This is a genomic window from Caulobacter sp. FV1ye13L (genome assembly GCF_058681155.1).
The window spans coordinates 1,748,084-1,766,907 of the sequence record NZ_CM178732.1 but is presented as its reverse complement, the minus strand read 5'-3'; the positions used below and the strand labels follow the sequence as shown (position 1 = coordinate 1,766,907).

The 18,824-nt window shown below is 67.0% G+C and carries 19 protein-coding genes and 1 tRNA gene; 7 read left to right on the top strand and 13 right to left on the bottom strand.

Translation table 11 applies throughout. The features are described 5' to 3' along the window. Nucleotides 1–7 precede the first annotated feature (7 nt). On the bottom strand, nucleotides 8–748 hold the full coding sequence (locus ACW176_RS08435; RefSeq protein ID WP_492111604.1) for an SDR family NAD(P)-dependent oxidoreductase: 741 nt from the start codon (nucleotides 746–748) through the stop codon (nucleotides 8–10). A 94-nt stretch (nucleotides 749–842) separates the two neighbouring features. On the opposite strand from ACW176_RS08435, the gene ACW176_RS08430 reads away from it, so the two are divergent. Further along, nucleotides 843–1,301 carry a winged helix-turn-helix transcriptional regulator gene (locus ACW176_RS08430; RefSeq protein ID WP_492111603.1) on the top strand — a complete coding sequence of 153 codons (459 nt, stop codon included), beginning with the start codon at nucleotides 843–845 and terminating at the stop codon, nucleotides 1,299–1,301. 102 nt (nucleotides 1,302–1,403) lie between these two features. Here the strand turns inward: ACW176_RS08430 and nusG are convergent, their stop codons facing one another. From nusG to ACW176_RS08410, 4 genes are all read right to left on the bottom strand, one after another. Continuing rightward, nucleotides 1,404–1,961 (bottom strand): transcription termination/antitermination protein NusG, encoded by a 558-nt coding sequence (gene nusG / locus ACW176_RS08425; protein WP_419319958.1) that lies wholly within the window; start codon nucleotides 1,959–1,961, stop codon nucleotides 1,404–1,406. A 6-nt stretch (nucleotides 1,962–1,967) separates the two neighbouring features. Further along, nucleotides 1,968–2,279, bottom strand: a complete 312-nt coding sequence (gene secE / locus ACW176_RS08420) for a preprotein translocase subunit SecE (RefSeq protein WP_419319957.1) — start codon at nucleotides 2,277–2,279, stop codon at nucleotides 1,968–1,970. A gap of 65 nt (nucleotides 2,280–2,344) precedes the next feature. Further along, a tRNA-Trp gene (locus ACW176_RS08415) sits at nucleotides 2,345–2,420 on the bottom strand. A 536-nt stretch (nucleotides 2,421–2,956) separates the two neighbouring features. Next, a complete protein-coding gene (locus ACW176_RS08410; protein ID WP_419319954.1) occupies nucleotides 2,957–3,355 on the bottom strand; it encodes a hypothetical protein in 399 nt (132 codons plus the stop codon). Between the two features lie 271 nt (nucleotides 3,356–3,626). Between ACW176_RS08410 and ACW176_RS08405 the strand changes: the two genes are divergently transcribed. The 4 genes from ACW176_RS08405 (at nucleotide 3,627) to ACW176_RS08390 (ending at nucleotide 9,216) form a co-directional block, all read left to right on the top strand. Next, nucleotides 3,627–4,469 carry a ferredoxin--NADP reductase gene (locus ACW176_RS08405; protein WP_492111602.1) on the top strand — a complete coding sequence of 281 codons (843 nt, stop codon included), beginning with the start codon at nucleotides 3,627–3,629 and terminating at the stop codon, nucleotides 4,467–4,469. 3 nt (nucleotides 4,470–4,472) lie between these two features. Further along, nucleotides 4,473–5,690, top strand: a complete 1,218-nt coding sequence (locus tag ACW176_RS08400) for a molybdopterin molybdotransferase MoeA (protein ID WP_492111601.1) — start codon at nucleotides 4,473–4,475, stop codon at nucleotides 5,688–5,690. Nucleotides 5,691–5,787: 97 nt separating this feature from the next. Continuing rightward, nucleotides 5,788–7,665 (top strand): polysaccharide biosynthesis protein, encoded by a 1,878-nt coding sequence (locus tag ACW176_RS08395; protein ID WP_492111600.1) that lies wholly within the window; start codon nucleotides 5,788–5,790, stop codon nucleotides 7,663–7,665. 813 nt (nucleotides 7,666–8,478) lie between these two features. Next, nucleotides 8,479–9,216: a hypothetical protein gene (locus ACW176_RS08390; protein WP_492111599.1), complete on the top strand. Its 738-nt coding sequence runs from the start codon at nucleotides 8,479–8,481 to the stop codon at nucleotides 9,214–9,216. Here the strand turns inward: ACW176_RS08390 and ACW176_RS08385 are convergent. The 5 genes from ACW176_RS08385 to ACW176_RS08365 all read right to left on the bottom strand — a co-directional run bounded on the left by ACW176_RS08385 (nucleotide 9,213) and on the right by ACW176_RS08365 (nucleotide 13,499). Beyond that, complete coding sequence (locus tag ACW176_RS08385) at nucleotides 9,213–9,584, bottom strand: VanZ family protein (protein WP_492111896.1); 372 nt, start codon at nucleotides 9,582–9,584, stop codon at nucleotides 9,213–9,215. The genes ACW176_RS08390 and ACW176_RS08385 overlap by 4 nt on opposite strands. 72 nt (nucleotides 9,585–9,656) lie before the next feature. Next, the gene (gene serA / locus ACW176_RS08380; protein ID WP_492111895.1) at nucleotides 9,657–11,237 is read right to left on the bottom strand and encodes a phosphoglycerate dehydrogenase; all 1,581 of its coding nucleotides are present in this window, start codon (nucleotides 11,235–11,237) and stop codon (nucleotides 9,657–9,659) included. Between the two features lie 129 nt (nucleotides 11,238–11,366). Next, nucleotides 11,367–12,536 carry a phosphoserine transaminase gene (locus tag ACW176_RS08375; RefSeq protein ID WP_492111598.1) on the bottom strand — a complete coding sequence of 390 codons (1,170 nt, stop codon included), beginning with the start codon at nucleotides 12,534–12,536 and terminating at the stop codon, nucleotides 11,367–11,369. A gap of 134 nt (nucleotides 12,537–12,670) precedes the next feature. Beyond that, nucleotides 12,671–13,096, bottom strand: a complete 426-nt coding sequence (locus ACW176_RS08370) for a hypothetical protein (protein ID WP_492111597.1) — start codon at nucleotides 13,094–13,096, stop codon at nucleotides 12,671–12,673. Nucleotides 13,097–13,160: 64 nt separating this feature from the next. After that, a complete protein-coding gene (locus ACW176_RS08365; protein WP_492111596.1) occupies nucleotides 13,161–13,499 on the bottom strand; it encodes a hypothetical protein in 339 nt (112 codons plus the stop codon). A 166-nt stretch (nucleotides 13,500–13,665) separates the two neighbouring features. Here ACW176_RS08365 and ACW176_RS08360 point away from each other — a divergent pair, with 166 nt between their 5' ends. Further along, on the top strand, nucleotides 13,666–15,543 hold the full coding sequence (locus ACW176_RS08360) for an ATP-binding protein (protein WP_492111595.1): 1,878 nt from the start codon (nucleotides 13,666–13,668) through the stop codon (nucleotides 15,541–15,543). Between the two features lie 134 nt (nucleotides 15,544–15,677). Further along, nucleotides 15,678–16,061, top strand: coding sequence for a hypothetical protein (locus ACW176_RS08355; protein ID WP_492111594.1), 384 nt, complete (start codon nucleotides 15,678–15,680; stop codon nucleotides 16,059–16,061). Between the two features lie 12 nt (nucleotides 16,062–16,073). Here ACW176_RS08355 and ACW176_RS08350 read toward each other — a convergent pair whose 3' ends face one another. The 3 genes from ACW176_RS08350 to thiD form a co-directional block, all read right to left on the bottom strand. Beyond that, on the bottom strand, nucleotides 16,074–16,895 hold the full coding sequence (locus ACW176_RS08350) for a PhzF family phenazine biosynthesis protein (protein WP_492111593.1): 822 nt from the start codon (nucleotides 16,893–16,895) through the stop codon (nucleotides 16,074–16,076). Nucleotides 16,896–17,028: 133 nt separating this feature from the next. Further along, on the bottom strand, nucleotides 17,029–17,610 hold the full coding sequence (locus ACW176_RS08345; RefSeq protein WP_492111592.1) for a nucleotidyltransferase family protein: 582 nt from the start codon (nucleotides 17,608–17,610) through the stop codon (nucleotides 17,029–17,031). Next, nucleotides 17,607–18,410 (bottom strand): bifunctional hydroxymethylpyrimidine kinase/phosphomethylpyrimidine kinase, encoded by an 804-nt coding sequence (thiD, locus tag ACW176_RS08340; protein ID WP_492111591.1) that lies wholly within the window; start codon nucleotides 18,408–18,410, stop codon nucleotides 17,607–17,609. The genes ACW176_RS08345 and thiD overlap by 4 nt, the downstream gene beginning before the upstream one ends. Between the last annotated feature and the right edge of the window lie 414 nt (nucleotides 18,411–18,824).

Below are 18,824 nucleotides of genomic sequence, written 5' to 3'. Positions count from 1 at the left end.
CAGCTCCTCACCAGGTTTCAGAATGGGGGCGCAGGTCGATCTCGTGCGTCCAGGCCGAGCGTGGCTGGTTGTGCAGCCAGACATAGTTGGCCGCGATCTCGTCGGGCTTGAGGATCTCGTCGCGATCCAGCAGGCCCTGCACGTCGTCGCGCATCTGGCGGGTGAAGACCCCGTCGATGGCCCCGTCGACCACCACATGGGCCACATGCACGCCCTGTGGTCCCATCTCGCGCGCCAGGCTCTGGGCCAGCGCTCGCAGGCCGGCCTTGGCCGAGGCGAAGGCGGAGAAGCCGTCCTTGCCGCGCAGGCTGGCGCTGGCCCCGGTGAACAGGATTGTGCCGCGACCGCGCGGCGCCATCACCCGCGCCGCCTCGCGCCCGGTCAGGAAGCCGGCGAAGCAGGCCATCTCCCAGACCTTGGAAAACACCTGGGCCGTGGTGTCGACGACCGTGAAGCGCACGTTCGCGCCGATATTGAAGACCACCACCTCCAGCGGCCCGACCTCGGCTTCGATCTGGTCGAACAGGGCGACCACCTCGGCCTCCTGGCGGGCGTCGACGCCATAGGCGCGGGCCCTTCCGCCACTGTCGCGTATGGTCTGGGCCAGGACTTCCAGCTGATCGAGATGGCGCGGCCGGCGGGTCATGCAGACCTCGTAGCCCTCGGCGGCGAAGGCCCGGGCGATCGCGCCGCCGACGCCGTCGCCGACCCCCACCACCAGGCATGCGCCTTTTCCGGTCGTCGCCATCGCCGTCTCCCTGATCTCGTTGCGCTCAAGTTCGTATTGAATCTGTACTGAGTCAAATGCAGAATGGCGGCGCACGCAAAAGGACCCCGACGCCATGAAGTGGGATGATCTCGCCGCCCAGCCCTGCTCGGTCTCGCGATCCCTGGCCGTGATCGGCGATCGCTGGACCCTGATGATCCTGCGCGACTGCTTTCTGGGCGTGCGCCGGTTCGAGGCCTTCCAGGCGCGCCTGGGCATCTCGCGCAGCATCGTCACCGATCGCCTGCGGGTGCTGGTCGAGGAAGGCGTGCTGCGCCGCGAGGCCTATCAGGCCAATCCGCCCCGCCACGACTACCGGCTGACCGCCAAGGGAATGGACCTGCACCCGGTGATCATGGCCGTCGCTCACTTCGGCGACACCCACTATGCCGGCCCCGAGGGCCCGCCCCTGCTGCGCCGGCACAAGGGCTGCGGCTGCGACTTCCATCCGGTGCAGGCCTGCTCGGCCTGCGGGGAAGTGGTCACCGCGCGCGAGGTCGAGACGCGGGCGGGACCGGGGTTTACGGAGCCCTAGGACCGAAAGCCGACACCCACCTCGAAACCGCCGAACCCCAGACAGCAAAAACCCCGCGCCGTTGCCGACGCGGGGTTTTCGAAACGCAGACCGAAGTCGAGATCAGCTGATCTTTTCGACCTGGTTGTATTCCAGCTCGACCGGGGTAGCCCGGCCGAAGATCGAGACGGTGACGCGAAGGCGCGAGCGCTCTTCGTCGACCTGCTCGACCGAACCGTTGAAGCTGGCGAACGGGCCGTCGGTGACGCGGACGTTCTCGCCGATCTCGAACAGCACGACCGTCTTGGGACGCTCGACGCCTTCTTCGATCGTGCCGATGATGCGCTGGACTTCCTTTTCCGAGACGGGCTGCGGCTTGGAGGCGCTGCCCAGGAAGCCGGTGACCTTCGGCGTGTTCTTGATCAGGTGATAGGCTTCGTCCGAGAGGTTCATTTTCACCAGCACATAGCCGGGGAAGAACTTGCGTTCGGCGTCGACCTTGCGACCGCGACGGATCTCGACGACGTTCTCGGTCGGAACCAGGATTTCGGAGAAGCTGTCCTCGAGCCCCTGGCTCTTGGCTTGCTCGCGGATGCTGTCAGCCACCTTCTTCTCGAAGTTCGAGTAGGCGTGGACGATGTACCACTTGTGGTTCGGGTTGGACGCGGTTTCGGTGCTCATGGTCTCTTATCCCGCGGCGAACGACAGGAGCGCCTTGGCTCCGAGGCCCAGCAGCCCATCGACCGCCGAGAAGAAGATAGCCGCCAGAACCACCATCATGAAGACCATCACCGAGGTGATCCAGGTCTCCTTGCGGGTCGTCCAGGTGATCTTGCGGGCTTCGGCGCGCACTTCACGGAAGAACTGCACGGGATTCGTGCGCTTCTTCTTGGGCGTCGCCGCCGCAGCGGGGGCGCCGCCGGCGGGCGCGAGCGCTGCCGCCGTACGGGCGGCGCGGCTCTTGATCGCGGACGGGCTCGAACCCGGTTTCCTGGCCATGCTCTTGAGGCTCACGACTTTCAAATACGATAGGGCCGGGAGCCGGACCTATCGAAAACATAAAATGGCAGGAGTGGGGGGACTCGAACCCACGACTTTCGGTTTTGGAGACCGACGCTCTACCAGCTGAGCTACACTCCTGCAGACCATGGCCCCTTTCGGGTCCCGGTCTCTGGAAATGGATAACCCGCCGCAAGCCTTCAAGGGCTGTCGGCGCGCTGGGTCCAATCGCCAGAGCCGCGCCATTTAGCAGGGTCGTCTCCGCCGGGCAAGCGGCCGCAAGCCGTCTGCATGGCGTTGGCGCCGATGAAAGTCCGCAAGACGAGGTCGAACCTCGCCAAACCGGCCCGGCGTCGGGGCCAGAAGCAGACAGACAGGGCCCTTGAACGCGATGGATCGAACGCGCCGGTCCGCGCGTTCAGACGGCATGAGCCAGCCCGTCACAGCCCGGGACGCGCGGGCGCCGCCCGCGAAATCGCTGCGCGCCTCGAATCCCTCCGTCGAGAATGAGAATCTTCGGCCGCCCTCAAGCGACGGCAAGCCGCCGCGCCCGGCGACAGAGCCGCACGGCAGCGAAGACGGCACAGAGTCTCCCAAGACCCGCACGGATCCGGGGTCAGGCGAAAGCTGAAACCGTCGGGCGGTCACTGACGCGCCGCCCGTCCCGGCCTGGATGTCTAGCCCGCCTTCTTTTCGGCCTTTTCGGTCGAGGCCGAGGTCGACGGGGCGGCGCACTGAATGCCCAGATAGGACCACTTCACGTCCGTCAGCTGACGGCCGCACTCCGTGTTCTTGCCCAAATCCTTGCCCTGCAGAGAGATGGCCACACCCTTTGAGGGATCCGGCGCCGGACTGGCGGAGCTGATGTCGTAATATCCGCCCGCGCGACCGCGAACCACAAGACACGACGTGGTCTCGACCGGCCGCACGCAGCCGGACGCCGTGACAGACTTGGCTTCCAAGATAACTTGTTGGGCCTGCGCGACTTTCGTCTTCGCGCCGCCATCACCACAACCGGCCAAACCAAACGCTAACAGACTGGCCGCCGCGGCGGCCCTCACGAACCTTACCCGCATACGTTCCTCCGTATCGTTGGCTCCGCGAACGAAGCAAAACGAAGTCTGCGCCCCCTTTGGGTGGTCGGCAATCACATTTTTGACGCATTTTGAAAAAGTGTTGCCGCGCGTTTTGACAGTTTGGCGAAAGATTTTCCCGGGCCGGCATCAGAGGAGCTGAGTTGACTTCCTTGCCCCGCTCCTCAAATGAAAACAGCGTCGCCTCAGGGCCGTGGCGACGAGACTGGATTTACCTTTTCGCGCGTCTGCGCACAGGACCGAAACATTGACGATGACGGCCGCCCCCACCCCCGCCGCCCCTGTCCCCGCCGCCCCGGTCAAGGAAGCCGCCCAGTCCGTGGAAACCGTGCTGTGGGTGAAGCACTGGACCGACCGCCTGTTCAGCTTCGCCATCACCCGGCCGGCCAGCTTCCGCTTCCGATCGGGCGAGTTCGTGATGATCGGCCTGCCGCCCCGCGAAGATCTGGGCGAGAAGAAGCCGATCCTGCGCGCCTATTCGATCGCTTCGCCCAGCTTCGCCGAGGAGCTGGAGTTCTTCTCGATCAAGGTTCCCGACGGCCCCCTGACCTCGCGCCTGCAGCTGATCCAGCCCGGCGACCCGGTGCTGCTGGGCAAGAAGCCGACCGGCACCCTCGTTTTGGACGCGGTGCGTCCCGGCAAGCGCCTGTTCCTGTTCGGCACCGGCACCGGCCTGGCCCCCTGGCTGGCGGTGGCCCGCGACCCCGACGCCTATAGCCGCTTCGAGAAGGTCATCGTCTGTCACGGCGTGCGCGAGGTGAAGGAACTGGCCTATCGTGAGCTGTTCACCCACGAGATCTTCGACGACCCGCTGGTCGGCGACGAGGCCCGCGCCCAGCTGATCTATTATCCCACCGTCACCCGCGAGCCGTTCGAGCGTCAGGGCCGCTTCACCGACCTGATCGAGAGCGGCCAGCTGTTCCGCGACCTGGGCCTGGACACTGACCGGTTCGATCCCGAGAACGACCGCGCCATGCTGTGCGGCTCGATGGCCATGATCAAGGACACCGCCGCCCTGCTCGAGGCCCACGGCCTGAAGGAAGGTTCCAACGCCGAGCCGGGCGACTTCGTCATCGAGCGGGCCTTCGTCGGCTAGGGCATGACCCAGGCGCCGCTCAAGAACCTCACCGTCCAGGAGGCCCGCGCCCGGATGCTGGCCGACACCATGCCGCTGGGCGTGGAGACCGTCGCGATCGGCGAGGCTCTGGGCCGGGTGCTGGCCCGGTCCATCGACGCGACCCGCGACCAGCCGCCGTTCGCGGCCTCGGCCATGGACGGCTGGGCTATCCGCCGCGCCGACCTGGCGCCGGACGCCGTCTTTCGCGTCGCCGGAGAGAGCGCTGCAGGCAAGGCCTATGCCGGCGTCGTGACCCAGGGCGAGGCGGTCCGCATCTTCACCGGCGCGCCCGTTCCGGCCGGGGCTGATCTGGTGGTCATCCAGGAAGAGGCCCGGCGCGACGGCGACACGGTGCGCTTTGCCCCCGACGACGAACCCCGAACCCATATCCGACCGGCCGGCGGCGATTTCCGATCCGGCGACCGCCTGCTGGAGGCCGGCGTCCGCCTCGATCCGTGGCGGCTGTCCCTGGTGGCGGCGGCGGGCCGCGCCACGCTGGAGGTCGCCCGCCGGCCGCGTGTCGCCATCCTGGCCACCGGCGACGAGCTGGTCCAGCCGGGCGACGACCCCGCTCCCGACCAGATCTTCGAGTCGGGGTCCATCGCCCTGGCCGCCCTGGTCGAGACCTGGGGCGGATCGGCCACGCGCCTGACCGCTGCGGCCGACAATGCCGAGGCCATCGCCGCCTCGGTGGCCGATATCGAGGCCGATCTGATCGTCACCATCGGCGGCGCCTCGGTCGGCGACCACGACCTGGTCAAGCCGGCCATGGACCGGCTGGGCCTGACCCTGCGGGTCGAGACCATCGCCATCCGTCCGGGCAAACCAACCTGGTTTGGAACCCTGGCGGACGGCCGGCGCGTTCTGGGCCTGCCCGGCAATCCGGCCTCGGCCCTGGTCTGCGCCGAGCTCTTTCTGCGTCCGCTGCTGGCCGCCCTGACCGGGCGCGACCCCGCTCCAGCCATGATCCCGGCGCATCTGGCCGCGCCTCTGGGCGCCAACGGACCCCGCGAACACTGGATGCGGGCGAGCCTGTCGATCGATCCCCAGGGGCGAGCGATCGCCTCGGCATTCTCCGATCAGGATTCCTCGCTGGTCGGCGTCTTCTCCAGGGCCGATGCTCTGGTCCGGCGGCCGGTCAACGCGGCCGCAGCGTCTGCCGGCGACATCGTCGAGGTTCTGCCGCTCGCACGGGCTTGAGAAAGCGTGGGGTGACGGGGAGGACGGCGGCGAGCAGGCGTGCTAAGCCCGGACGACTCCGGGTCTAGGCCGGGCGTTTGAAGTAGAGGTTTCGTCTATGGGTCGTGCGGGAAAGATCGCAGCACACACGCTGCTAGCCTTCCTGGCCTTCCTGGCTGGCAGGGTCTTGGCCGGCGTCACGACGATCGACATGCACGTCTTGCCCCAGGCCGCTCTGTTCGCCGTCTCGGCGCTGCTGGTCGAGCTGGTGCTTCGCGTTGAGCGCGTGCCATGGCGCTTCGTGGCGGCCAGCGACATACTGCGTCTGGCCCGTTCGGCCTTCGTCACCTGTCTGGTTTTCGCCGCCCTGCTCTGGCTGGTCACCGCGCGGTTCGAGGGCCTTCGCGCCCTGATCGGCGCGTTCGTGATCCAGGTGTTCCTGCTGGCCAGCCTGCGGGTCGTGCGTCGCGGCCTGCACGAGCGCGTGCTGTTCGAATCGGTTCTTGGCCTGCGCACGGGCGCCGCCCATCCCGCCCAGCCCCGCCTGCTGATCGTCGGCGCCGCCGCGGAGGCCGAGGAATTCCTGCGGGCTCCGACCGGCCTTGGCGAACGCTACACCCCGGTCGGCGTGGTCTCGCCGCTCGACCGGGAAACCGGCGACGAACTGCGCGGCGTCTGCGTGCTGGGCTCGATCGCGGCCTTCGACTCGGTGCTGGCGCAACTGCGCGAGGGCGGACTGGCCCCGGCGGCCATCCTGTTTCTGGCCGACAGCCCGATGAGCGCCTTCGGCTCCGAGCGCCTGGGCCGGTTGAAGAGCGAGGGCATGCGCCTGCTGCGCCGCCATGGCGTGGTCGAGATGGGCCACACCGCCACCGCCCTGCGCGAAATCAGCCTCGAGGAACTGCTCAGCCGCCCGCCCGTGTGTCTGGATCCCGAGCCCGTCCGCACCCTGGTGGCCGGCCGCCGGGTTCTGGTCACCGGGGCCGGCGGCAGCATCGGCTCAGAGCTGTGCCGCCAGATCGCCGCCAGCGGCTGCGCCCAGCTGACCCTGCTGGATGTCTCCGAGGCCAACCTCTTCCATATCGACCGCGAGCTGGGCGAGGCCTGGCCCTCCCTGTTGCGCCGCGAGGTCCTGTGCGACGTCCGCGACGCCGCCCGACTGGACCGCGTCTTTGCCGCCGAGCGGCCCGAGATCGTCTTCCACGCCGCGGCGCTCAAGCACGTCACCATGGTCGAGAACCATCCCTGCGAAGGCGCCCGCACCAATGTGCTGGGCACCCGCAACGTGGCCATGGCCGCCAAGGCCTTCGGCGCGGCGCACATGGCGTTGATCTCGACCGACAAGGCCGTGGCCCCGACCAGCGTGATGGGCGCGACCAAGCGCGTCGCCGAAGCCCTGGCCCGCCAGTACGGCTCCAGCCACGAGACTCGCGTCAGCATCGTGCGGTTCGGCAATGTGCTGGGCTCGGCCGGTTCGGTGGTGCCGCTGTTCCAGCACCAGATCGCCCGCGGCGGCCCGATCACCCTGACCGACGCCGAGGTCGAACGCTTCTTCATGACCATCCCCGAGGCGGTGCAACTGGTGCTGCGCGCCGTGGCCCTGTCGACCACCTCGCCCGAGCCGCCGGCCGGCGTGCTGACCCTGGAAATGGGCGAGCCGGTCAAGATCATCGACCTGGCCCGCCGCATGATCGAACTGCAAGGCCTGGTCCCCGACCGCGACATCGAGATCCGCATCACCGGCCTTCGCCCCGGCGAAAAGCTCACCGAGGTGCTGGTCGACGTCAACGAGGCCGCCAGGCCCAAGGCGCCGGGGGTGATCGAAGCCGCGCCCCAGACGCCGTGCCCGATCATCGACGCTGACCTGCTGGCCCTGCTGGAAAGCACCGCCATGGCGGGCGACGAGTTTGGCGTCCGCAGCCAGCTGTTCGCGATGGTCGACCGCATTCGCGGGACCGAGGCCGCCACCCCGGCCAAGGCCCGCAGCCGGGCTTAGGGTTCAGCCTGGACCGCGATGGAGACGCTGGCGCGAAGCGGCGGTGTTTCTCTGGCCAACGCCGCAGGCCCCCTCCTGACCGCTACGCGGTCGTCCTCCCCCTTGTCAGGGGGAAGATGAAACGCGCCGACCTCATCTTCCCCCTCCGGGGGAAGACGGTCGCGCAGCGACCCGTAGGAGGCAAGTGCGGGGATACAGCGCAGTCTATCCCCGTTCTTTCCGGCGCCGAGCTCAACGAAATCAACGCCCTGTAAAATAGTTGATCGCGCCAATCCTCGGCGCTCAAACCTCCCGCATAATCGTAGCTGTCCCCGTCGCAGGGGGAGGCGCCTGGATCCGGCCCAACAGCGGCGATGGGGATGGAGCTGAGCGGGGCCGCGCGGTCACGCGGCGAGGACGAAGGTGGTCTGTTCGTTGGATAGATCCGGGACCACCGGAGGGCTCGTCGGAGGAACAGCGCGGAGCAACAGGGCGAGGGATCGTAAACCCGCCTATCGCGCATCGTCGGGGGTCGAGACGGTTAGCCGATCGACCTTGGAGCGCGCCCGTACGGGGGCTCTTGGGTATCAGAGCTGAAAGACGCTCGCTTGGCCCGATCCTCACGCAAGAACAGCTTCTGCGAAGCGGACAGGTCGAGCCGAAACGCACACAACACATCACGGTCATCCGGGTTCGCCCCGGCCGCTTCGCGCCTCCCCAACCCACTTGCGGCCGATTTCGGCGCGAGAGCGCAAAGCCGTGTGTCTCCGTCACAGGGTGTCCAATGGTGAAGTTGTGCCAGACTGGTCGCCAGCACGATTCTGCGAGCCCGACATGAAGCCCGTGATCATCTTTCAACCCGGCATGGCCGGCGATCTGCTGTTCATCCAGAAGATCGTCAAAACCTATGCCGCCGGCGGCCGCAGAGTGATCCTGCCGGTGCGCGAGACGCACAAATGGGTCTATGACGCCCTGGTGATGCCGGAGACGGTCGAGACACCGATCCTGGAGGGCGATTTCGACTTCCGCGACGAGGTGTTGTTCCTGGCCGACAAGATCGCGCTCAGCCCCATCGAGGCCAACGCCTACACGTTCCTGTCGCTGTTCTTCTCGTGGCGCTACGCCCCCGAACAGACCATGGATCTGAAATACCAGGTCTCCGGCGTCGAGATGGACGGCTGGGCCGACCACGTCACCCTGCGCCGCGACCTGGAAAAGGAAGAGCGGCTGTTTCGCGAACTGGGCCTGGACGACGGCGTGCCCTATGCCCTGATCAACGAGACCTGCAGCTCGCGCACCATTCCCTTTCCGCACCGGGCGCCGGAAAAGGAAGTCCGCCTACGGATGGTTGAGGGTTACACCCTGATTGACTGGAGCACGGTGATCGAACGCGCCGCGCGGATCGCCACGGTCGACACCTCGATCGTCCTGCTGATCGAGGCGCTGAAAATTACCGACAAGCCGCTGCATGTGGTGTCGCGCTACGAGCCGCCCAGCTTCCGGGAACTGCAAAACGTCCTGAAGCTGGAGTGGCTGTTCTACTTCCGACCCGAGCATCTGGCCTATAATTAGGCTGCGGCTGGCTCTCTCCGGGTCCAGGCGCGCAGGACGATCGGCCCAAACAGCGCCCCGATCCCGCAGGCGTCGGCGACCACGTCGCCAAACGCGGCGTCACGGCCGACCAGGGCCTGAACCAGCTCGATCCCGACGCCGAAGCTCAGCAGGACCGCGCCGATCCGCCAGAAGCGGCTGGCCGGCAGGGCGGCGACCGCCAGGGCGGTCAGCACATAGAAGGCGATGAAATGCTTGGCCTTGTCCCACGGAATAAAGTCGACGCCACCGTCATCCGGCAGCACGGCGCGCCACAGGGTGAACAGCGACGCCGCCACGAAGACGGCCAAGGCCAGGCGATTGACCTTGCGGTTCTGGAACAGCGGCATGCTCAAACTTGAAACCCATCATCATCCCGGGAACGGCGACTATGCCGCCCCGGGATGACGAAATCGCAAAGCCTAGAACGTCAGCGCGCGCGCTTCCTTGACGTGCGGCAGAGCCTGGATCTTGGCCAGAAGATCGGCGCTCGGAGCCTGGTCGACGCCGACCAGGGCGATGGCGTCCTCGTCGGCCGACAGCCGGCCCAGGTTGAAGGTGGCGATATTGACGCCCGCCTCGCCCAGCAGCATGCCCAGGGCGCCGATGAAGCCCGGTTTGTCGAGGTTGTTGATGTAGAGCATGGCCGGCGAGAAGGCCGCGTCCAGCTCCATGCCCTTGACCTCGACGACGCGCGGGGCGCCGGCGATCACCGTGCCGGCAAAGGCGCGCTTGCCCTTTTCGGTGGTGATGGTGATGCGCATCAGGCTGTCATAGGTGGGGCTGACTTCCTGGCGGCTCTCGGAAACGGTGATGCCGCGCTCCTTGGCCACGGCCGGAGCGGAGACCATGTTGATCTCGGCCAGCATCGGCTTGAGGATCCCGGCCAGGGCGGCCGAGGTCATCGGCTTGACGTTGAGATTGGCGACCTCGCCCTCATAGGCGATGTCGATGGCCTTGATGCCGAAGTCGACCATCTGGCCGGCCAGGGCGCCGATCTTCTCGGCCAGGGCCACGAACGGCTTCAGCTTGGGGGCTTCTTCGGCCGTGATCGACGGGCTGTTCAGCGCGTTGGTGACGGCGCCGGTCAGCAGGTAGTCGCTCATCTGCTCGGCGACCTGCAGGGCGACGTTTTCTTGGGCTTCGTTGGTGCTGGCGCCCAGGTGCGGGGTGGCCACCACGCGGTCCGAACCGAACAGCGGGTTTTCCTTGGCCGGCTCGGTGACGAAGACGTCAAAGCCGGCGCCGCCGACATGGCCGCTGTCGAGCAGGGCGCGCAGGGCGACCTCGTCGACCAGACCGCCACGGGCGCAGTTGACGATCAGCACGCCCTTCTTGGTCTTGGCCAGGTTCTCGGCCGACAGGATGTTGCGGGTCTTGTCGGTCAGCGGGGTGTGCAGGGTGATGACGTCGGCGCGGGCCAGCAGGTCTTCCAGCTCGACCTTTTCGACACCCATCTCGATGGCGCGCTCGGGGCTCAGGAACGGGTCGTAGGCGACGACCTTCATCTTCAGGCCCAGGGCCCGGTCAGCGACGATGCCGCCGATATTGCCGGCGCCGATCAGGCCAAGGGTCTTGGCGTACAGCTCCACGCCCATGAACCGGTTCTTTTCCCACTTGCCGGCCTGGGTGCTGGCGTCGGCGGCGGGCAGCTGGCGGGCCAGGGCGAACATCATCGCAATGGCGTGCTCGGCCGTGGTGATCGAGTTGCCGAACGGGGTGTTCATCACCACCACGCCCTTGGCCGTCGCGGCGGGTATGTCGACATTGTCGACGCCGATGCCGGCGCGGGCGATGACCTGCAGCTTGTGGGCGGCGGCGATGACATCCTTGTCGAGCTTGGCGCCCGAGCGGATGGCGATGCCGTCATAGTCGCCGATGACGGCGATCAGTTCGTCTTTCGACAGGCCGACCTTGATGTCGAAATCGACGCCGCGGTTCTTGAAGATGTCGACGGCGGCGGGGCTGAGCTTGTCAGCGATGAGAACGCGGGGAGCCATGATGAGGTGTCCGATCCTGGAGAGCCGGCCCTGTCCTGCGACGGATTTCGGGCGGCGGCTGTGATGGGGGGTTCTGCAACCCCCGTCCCGAACAGATCGAGGGACGAGGATTGCAGTCGTATTGGGAGGTGTTTAGGCGACCAGCTCGGCCGAGACGGTGGCGAACGCCCAGTCCAGCCAAGGTGTCAGGGCTTCCAGATCCGAGGCCTCGACGGTGGCGCCGCACCAGATGCGCAGGCCGGCCGGGGCGTCGCGATAGCCGCCGATGTCGAGGGCCGCGCCCTCTTTCTCGAGCAGGCTGGCCAGCTTCTTGGCGAAGTCGGCCTGGGCGTCTTCCGGCAGGGCGGCGATCGCGGGATCGACGACCTTGAGGCACACCGAGGTGTTGGAGCGGATGTGCTGCGTGGCGGCCAGGAAATCGACCCACGGGGTCTTGGCCACCCAGTCGGCGATCACGGCCAGGTTCTGGTCGGCGCGCGATTGCATGCCTTCCAGACCGCCGATGGACGAGGCCCACTTCAGGGCGTCCAGGGCGTCTTCCACGCAGAGCATCGACGGCGTGTTGATGGTCGCGCCCTCGAAGATGTCGAGGCTGACCTTGCCGCCCTTGGTCATGCGGAACAGCTTGGGCATCGGCCAGGCCGGCGTGTAGCTCTCGAGGCGAGCCACCGCGCGGGGCGACAGGATCAGCACGCCGTGCGCGCCTTCGCCGCCGAGCGCCTTCTGCCAGGAGAAGGTCACGACATCCAGCTTGGTCCAGTCCAGGTCCTGGGCGAAGGCGGCGCTGGTGGCGTCGCAGATCGTGATGCCTTCGCGGTCAGCCGCGATGAAGTCGGCGTTCGGGACGCGGACGCCCGAGGTGGTGCCGTTCCAGGTGAAAACCAGGTCCTTGGCCGGATCGACCTTGGAGGTGTCGGGCAGCTGGCCGTAAGGCGCGTCGAGCACCTCGACGTTGGGCAGCTTCAATTGCTTGGTGACGTCGGTGACCCAGTCCTTGCCGAAGGACTCGAAGGCCATCAGCTGCACGGGGCGGGCGCCCAGCATCGACCACATCGCCATTTCGACGGCGCCGGTGTCGGAGCCGGCGACGATGCCGATCAGGAAGTCGGCCGGGACTTCCAGCACTTCGCGGGTCTGGTCGATGGCGGCCTTCAGGCGCGCCTTGCCCAGCTTGGAGCGGTGCGACCGGCCCAAAACGGCGTTTCTGAGATTTTCAGGGGTCCAGCCGGGGCGCTTGGCGCAGGGGCCGGAAGAGAACTCGGGGCGAGCCGGACGTTGCGCCGGCTTGGCGAAGGTAGTCATAGCGATGTCTCCCATCCTTACAGATGGACAGCGCCCCGTTGGGGGGGCGTGGCCCGCCGGCGAGAAACGCCGTTTCAGACCGAAAGGCAAGGAGAGAATTGTCGCGGCGGTGGGCTTTTCGCCACGGCCCGGCACTATTTTGCCCTGGGGCTCCGATACCGAAGCGCTGATAGGATCGTAGCGGCCAGGATGATCAACAGGATGGCGAAGGTGTTGAAATTATTGATGGCGCGATACAGGTAGTCGTGCGGCTTTTCGCCGATCAGATAGTAGGCGTGCAGGCTGAACTGGATCGCTTGCAGAATCATTGCCAAGCCAAGCCAGGGACTCAAATAGCGCATGGCCACGATCAGGAAGCCTACCGCGAGAGCCGCTTCGCCCATCAACAAGACCAAGGCTTGAAGTTCGGCCGGCACGAGAAAATGAATCCCCGCAACAAACAGATTGCCGACGAGGATCATTGTCGCGCCCCAGCGCTCAGCAGGGCCGCCACGCGACCAAGCCAAAAGCACTGTTGCGACCGACAGTATCCAGAGCAGCGGCGCGATAAGCTGTAACATGTCAAAGGCCCCTAACTCACATTAGGGGCCTCGCGAAGTTAAAGTATTGCAACGTTCGCGGGAGTTAACCCACTTCGCGCAGGTCTGCGGCCTCTCCGCGAACGCCGTCCTTCGACTTGTCCTCGATGCCGATCAGCTTCGTACGGATGCCGATGCGCAGCTTTACATCGTTGAGTTCATTGTGCATTTCGACCATGGCCGAGCGGGCTTCGCCCAGAGCGGCCAGAGCTTCGACCAGCTTGGCGCTGGCGCGGTCGCCGACCACGGCCGACAGGCCGATGTCCTTGCGAGCCTTCAGCAGGTCCGCCATCAACTCGGCGGCTTCGACCATGGCCGTATCAACGGCGTTCTCCGTCGCGAACAGCTTGGTCGCGATACGTTGCGCAACAAAAACCTTGTCCATGCCCATCTCCCGTTAAGAACCTGTCAATGAAGGTAAACGAAGTCTTAACGAGTGTGCAATCAGAAACACGTCCTAGCGTTGTTTTGCCGCGCTATCTGACCGGCTTGGAAGCGAAGCGTTAGGGAGATGCCCCCAAAATGGGTCTTGGCATTCACCCGGGCCTCCCATGTCTGATCCGCTGCGCAGCACCGACGCTCCAACGCACGTTCCCCTCCAGGCGCGAATCGCGGGCGTGGCGCTGATCACCACGGTCATCGCCCTGGTCGCCGCCTGCGCCTGCTTCATGGTCCAGCAATGGAGCGTCGCCCGGCAGGAGGCCCGGGCCAATCATCAGGTTCTGACCCAGATGGTCGCGGCGGGCGCCGCCGCGCCCCTGGCTGCTGGCGACGTGGTCGGCGTCAGCAACGCCCTGGCCGCCGTCGCCAATGCGCCGCACGTGGCAGGCGTACAGATTTCCGACCTGCAGGGCCGCGTGGTCGCCCACCTTGGCGCCGCGCCCGAGGCCGGAAAATCGACCCAGACCGTCGAGAAGAAGATCCTGCTGGACGGCCGGCAGATCGGAACCCTGGCCCTGGTGGCCCGCGAACCGCGGCTGGAACAGATTCTGGCCCGCGACCTGGCCCTGACCGGCACGCTGTTCTTCGGCTCGGCCGGACTGGCGATCCTGCTGGCCAACGGCCTGGCGCGCCGCATGACCCGCCCGATGCAGCGCCTGACCGAGGCCATGCAGGCCGTGGCCGCCGACGGACGCTTCCGCCCGGTCGAGCAGACCAGCGAGGACGATGTCTTCCAGAGCCTGACCGAAAGCTTCAACCAGCTGGTCAGCCGGCTGGAAATCAATGACCAGGACCTGCGCGGGGCCATGGCCGAACTGGTCAAGGCGCGCGATGAAGCCAACGCCGCCAATGTCCTGAAATCCCACTTCCTGGCCAATATGAGCCACGAGATCCGCACGCCGCTGAACGGCGTTCTGGCCATGGCCGAGGTCATGGCGATGGACGAGCTCAAGCCCGCCCAGCATGAGCGCCTGATGGTGATCCGCGAGTCGGGCGGCCTCCTGCTGGCCGTGCTGAACGATGTGCTCGATCTCTCTAAGATCGAGGCCGGCCGTCTGGACCTGGCAGCCGAGGACTTCGACCTGCCCGCCCTGGCGGTCTCTCTGCGCGACAGCTTCGCCGGCGAAGCGCGTGACAAGGGCCTGGCCTTTGAAGTCGCGGTGGCCGCCGAAGCCCAGGGCGTTTGGCGCGGCGATGTCGACCGCCTGCGGCAGATCCTCGGCAACTTGATCTCCAACGCCCTGAAGTTCACCCCGGCCGGCGCGGTGGCTGTGCGATTTGCCTCTGCCGAGGATGGCTCGGGCCTTCGGATCGATGTTGCGGACACCGGCATCGGCATCTCGGCCGAGATGCAGCCGCGACTGTTTGACAAGTTCGTCCAGGCCGACAGCTCGATGACCCGCCAGTTCGGCGGCTCGGGTCTGGGCCTGGCGATCTGCCGCGAGCTGGCCACCCTGATGGGCGGCGGGATCGCCGTGCAGAGCCGCGAGGGCCGAGGCTCTACCTTTACCGTAGTGCTCTCCATGCCGCGCGGCGACGCCGAGGCCAGCGTCGCCGGAGCCGTGGAGGCACGCCCTGCGGCCCCTCGCACCCGTCCGCGCGTGCTGGCCGCCGACGACAATCCGACCAATCAGAAGGTCATCGCCGCCGTCCTGGCTCCGCTGGGCGCCGAGGTCGAACTGGTCTCAGACGGCGCGGCCTGTATCGAGGCCTGGAAGCGCGGCGGGCACGACATCATCCTGATGGACATTCACATGCCGATCATGGACGGCGTCGAGGCCGCCAGGACCATCCGCGAGCTTGAACGGGCCGAAGGCCGGACCCGCACGCCGATCGTGGCGGTCACGGCCAACGCCCTGGCCCATCAGGTCGAGGGTTATCTGGCCGCCGGCATGGACGGCCACGTCGCCAAGCCGATCGAAGTGACCAAGCTGTATGCGGCCATCGAAGCGGCCATGACCGCCGCGCGCCTCGCCGACGCGGCCTGAAGGCCGCCTGGCGAAGATTCTCCCAACCTGAACGCCAGACAACGAGCGGCTCAGAACCGCTTCAGGCTGGGCATGGTTTCTTCAGATCAACGTCATCCACCCGGGCGGCGGAAAGTTTGAAGAGGAACCGACCGATGAAAAAGATCCTGCTTTCGATCACGGCGGTCTCGGCCCTGGCGGCCGCCACCGTTGTCCCCGCTGTTGCGTCCGCCCAGTCCTTCAATCACCGCCAGGACCGCCTGGAGCGCCGCATTGACCAAGGCCTGCGCAACGGTTCGCTGAGCCGTGGCGAAGCCTACCGCCTCAACGCCCAGCTGCGCGAAACCGCCCGCCTCGAATACCGCTATCGCCGCGATGGCCTGAGCGGCTGGGAGCGCGCCGACCTGGATCGTCGCTTCGACCGCATCAGCGCCGCCATCCGCTACGAGCGTCACGACCGTGACTATGGCTCAGGCTATGGCCGCGACCACGACCGCGACTATCGCGATCACCGCGACGACTATCGCCCGCGCTGGTAGTCCCGACGCCGGTCAGACCGGCTCCAGACGGAGCCGGCTTTCCACCACCGTAAAGCCGCGGCCGCGCAACAGAACGCGCGCGCCGCGGTTTTCGCAGTCCAGGTCCCCGCCGCGACCGGGATAGGCCTGATGGAAGTTCAGAACCTCCCGCCCCAGCCGCTCGCCAAACAGCGGCATCAGCATGCAGTGGGCCGAGCCCGTCGTCGGATCCTCGGGGATGCCGCAGCCCGGCGCGAAGAAGCGGCTGACCACCTGATAGGGCCGGCCCGGATCGGCCAGGGCCACGGCCACGATCTGGCCCGGACCGCCCGTAGCCTCGCCGCCAATCAGCTTCACCGCCGACTGATCCGGCGTCAGGGCGCGGACGGTCGCCTCGTCCTTCATCACCGCGATCAGATACATGCCGGCCCAGACCTCGACCGGCGCCGCACCCAGGGCCTCGGTCAGGCCTTCGGGAAGGGAAGTCCTGCGCGGCGGATCGGCGGGAAAATCCATCTCCAGACGCTCACCGTCGCGACGCACGATCAGGGCGCCCGCCTGGGTGTCGAAGGTCAGGAGCGGCGCCTCGACGCCCAGCTCGAAGAACAGCGCATGGGCCGCCGCCAGGGTGGCGTGGCCGCAGATCGGCGCCTCGACGGTGGGGGTGAACCAGCGCAGGCCAAAGCGCGCCGGATCGGCGGTCTTCAACAGGAACGAGGTCTCGGCCTGGTTGTTCTCACCCGCCATGGCCTGCATCCAGGCCGTGGAAGGCCAGGCGTCGAAGGGTTCGACCACACAGGCGGGGTTGCCCTTGAAGGGCGCGGAGGCGAAGGCGTCGATGGTCCACTGGCGCATGGGGCGGATCTTTCAGAGGAAGGCGCCGACAGGGCTAATTCGGATTGATCCACAGAGCAAAGACAACATTGTCATGGTGACAATCTAAGATCTGTCATCCTGGCGAAGCCGGGCGCCGATCCGGGATGACATCCTATTCCACCGTGATCTCCGGCCAGCGCGCCTGGGCCGAGCCCGTCGTCCGTTCCCAGCCGCCGGCGCCCTTTAGCCGCAGGGGATTGGGCCGCAGATGCATCGCAAACAGGTCGTCCAGCCCAAACGGCGCAAAGACGCTCAGGGTGTCATCGGCCTCCATCCGCACGCCCACGCAGAAGGCGGTGGCCACGAAACGCTTCAGCGCGGCGGCGCTGTTTTCCAGCGGCGGATAGGGCTCGTCGGCCCCGAACTTCTTTTCGAACCACAGATGCACCCGGGCCTGGTTGCGCACCTCGACCAGGTCGCGCAGCGGCGGTTCGAAGGCGGCGGCCACGCGCTGGATCACCACATCTTCGGCCTCGTAGGAGGTGTTGGAGGCGTCGTGATAGGCGACGTCATAGTCCTTGATCCCGTAGTCGGGCGCGCGGCCGGTCAGGTGGTTCCAGACCGGTTGATAGATGGCGCCGGAAAAGATCATGGCGTCGGGCAGATCCAGATCCCTAACGACGCGCAGCACCTGCATCGTCGTGGGCACGCCATGGACGATGTCGATCAGGCGGGTTTCCAGGGAACCGGTCATTTGCGCAGCATCCATCCGTGATCCAGAGGGCCATGCCCCTTGCCGAGGCCAGGCGCGCGCAACATGGCCTCATGCACATAGTTCCAGGCCCGCGCCACCGCCTGTTCCAGCGGCAGGCCCTGGGCCAGGCCCGTCGCGCAGGCGCTGGCCAGGGTGCAGCCGGTGCCGTGGGTGTGACGGGTGTCGATCCGCTCGCCCTCGAAGGTGGTCTCGCCGGCCGGGGTCATCAGCACGTCGATCATCCGGTCGCCCTCAATGTGCCCGCCCTTCATCAGCACGGCCCGGGCGCCCATGGCCAGCAGCGCCTCGCCGGCCCGGCGCAGGTCGTCGGTGGTCTCGACGCTCAACCCGGTCAGGGCCGCAGCCTCGGGGGCGTTGGGGGTCAGCAGGGCGGCGCGGGGGATCATCAGGCTCTTCACCGCCCCGATCGCCGCGTCGGCCAGCAGGCTGGCCCCGCCCTTGGCGACCATCACCGGATCGACGACCACCGGGACGTTTTTGGCGTATTCCAGAATGACGGCCACCGTCTCGACCACGCCCACATCGCCCAGCATGCCGGTCTTGATGGCGTCAGCCCCGATGTCATCGAGCACGGCCCGGGCCTGGGCGGCGATGATCTCCAGCGGGATCGGATGCACGCCGGTGACGCCCAGCGTGTTCTGCACCGTCACGGCGGTGATGGCGGTGGCGGCATAGCCGCCCAGGGCGGTGATGGTCTTGATGTCGGCCTGAATGCCCGCGCCGCCGCCGGAATCCGATCCGGCGATGACGAGAACGCGGCCTTGATGAGCGTGGGTCATGACGGCAGTCCTAGGGGGGAATCGGCGGAGTGCGAAGAGGGCGGCGTCACGGGCCCCCTCCTGACCGCTATCGCGACCGTCTTCCCCCGGAGGGGGCAAGTCCGGCGGACACGGCTTGTCAGCTTCACGCGACGGCTCGCTGAAGGGACGTAAAGGGCTGCGGAGCGTCCGGACCACGTCCGGATGAGAGATAGACAATACCGTTTCGACGAAGCCGTCCGCTCCGCGTAACCGTTTTCCGTCAGCTTCCCGTCGGGTGGCCCTCTTGAGGCCTTACCGGGACCCGGACCGCGCCGTTTCCAGCGCGCTACGGCGGTCGAAGAGGACGGGCTTACAGCCAGACACGCCCTTTTGCCTTCAACCACGCCGACGGCGGGCGGGTCTGGCCAGCAACCAGATCCCCGGACGCGCTTC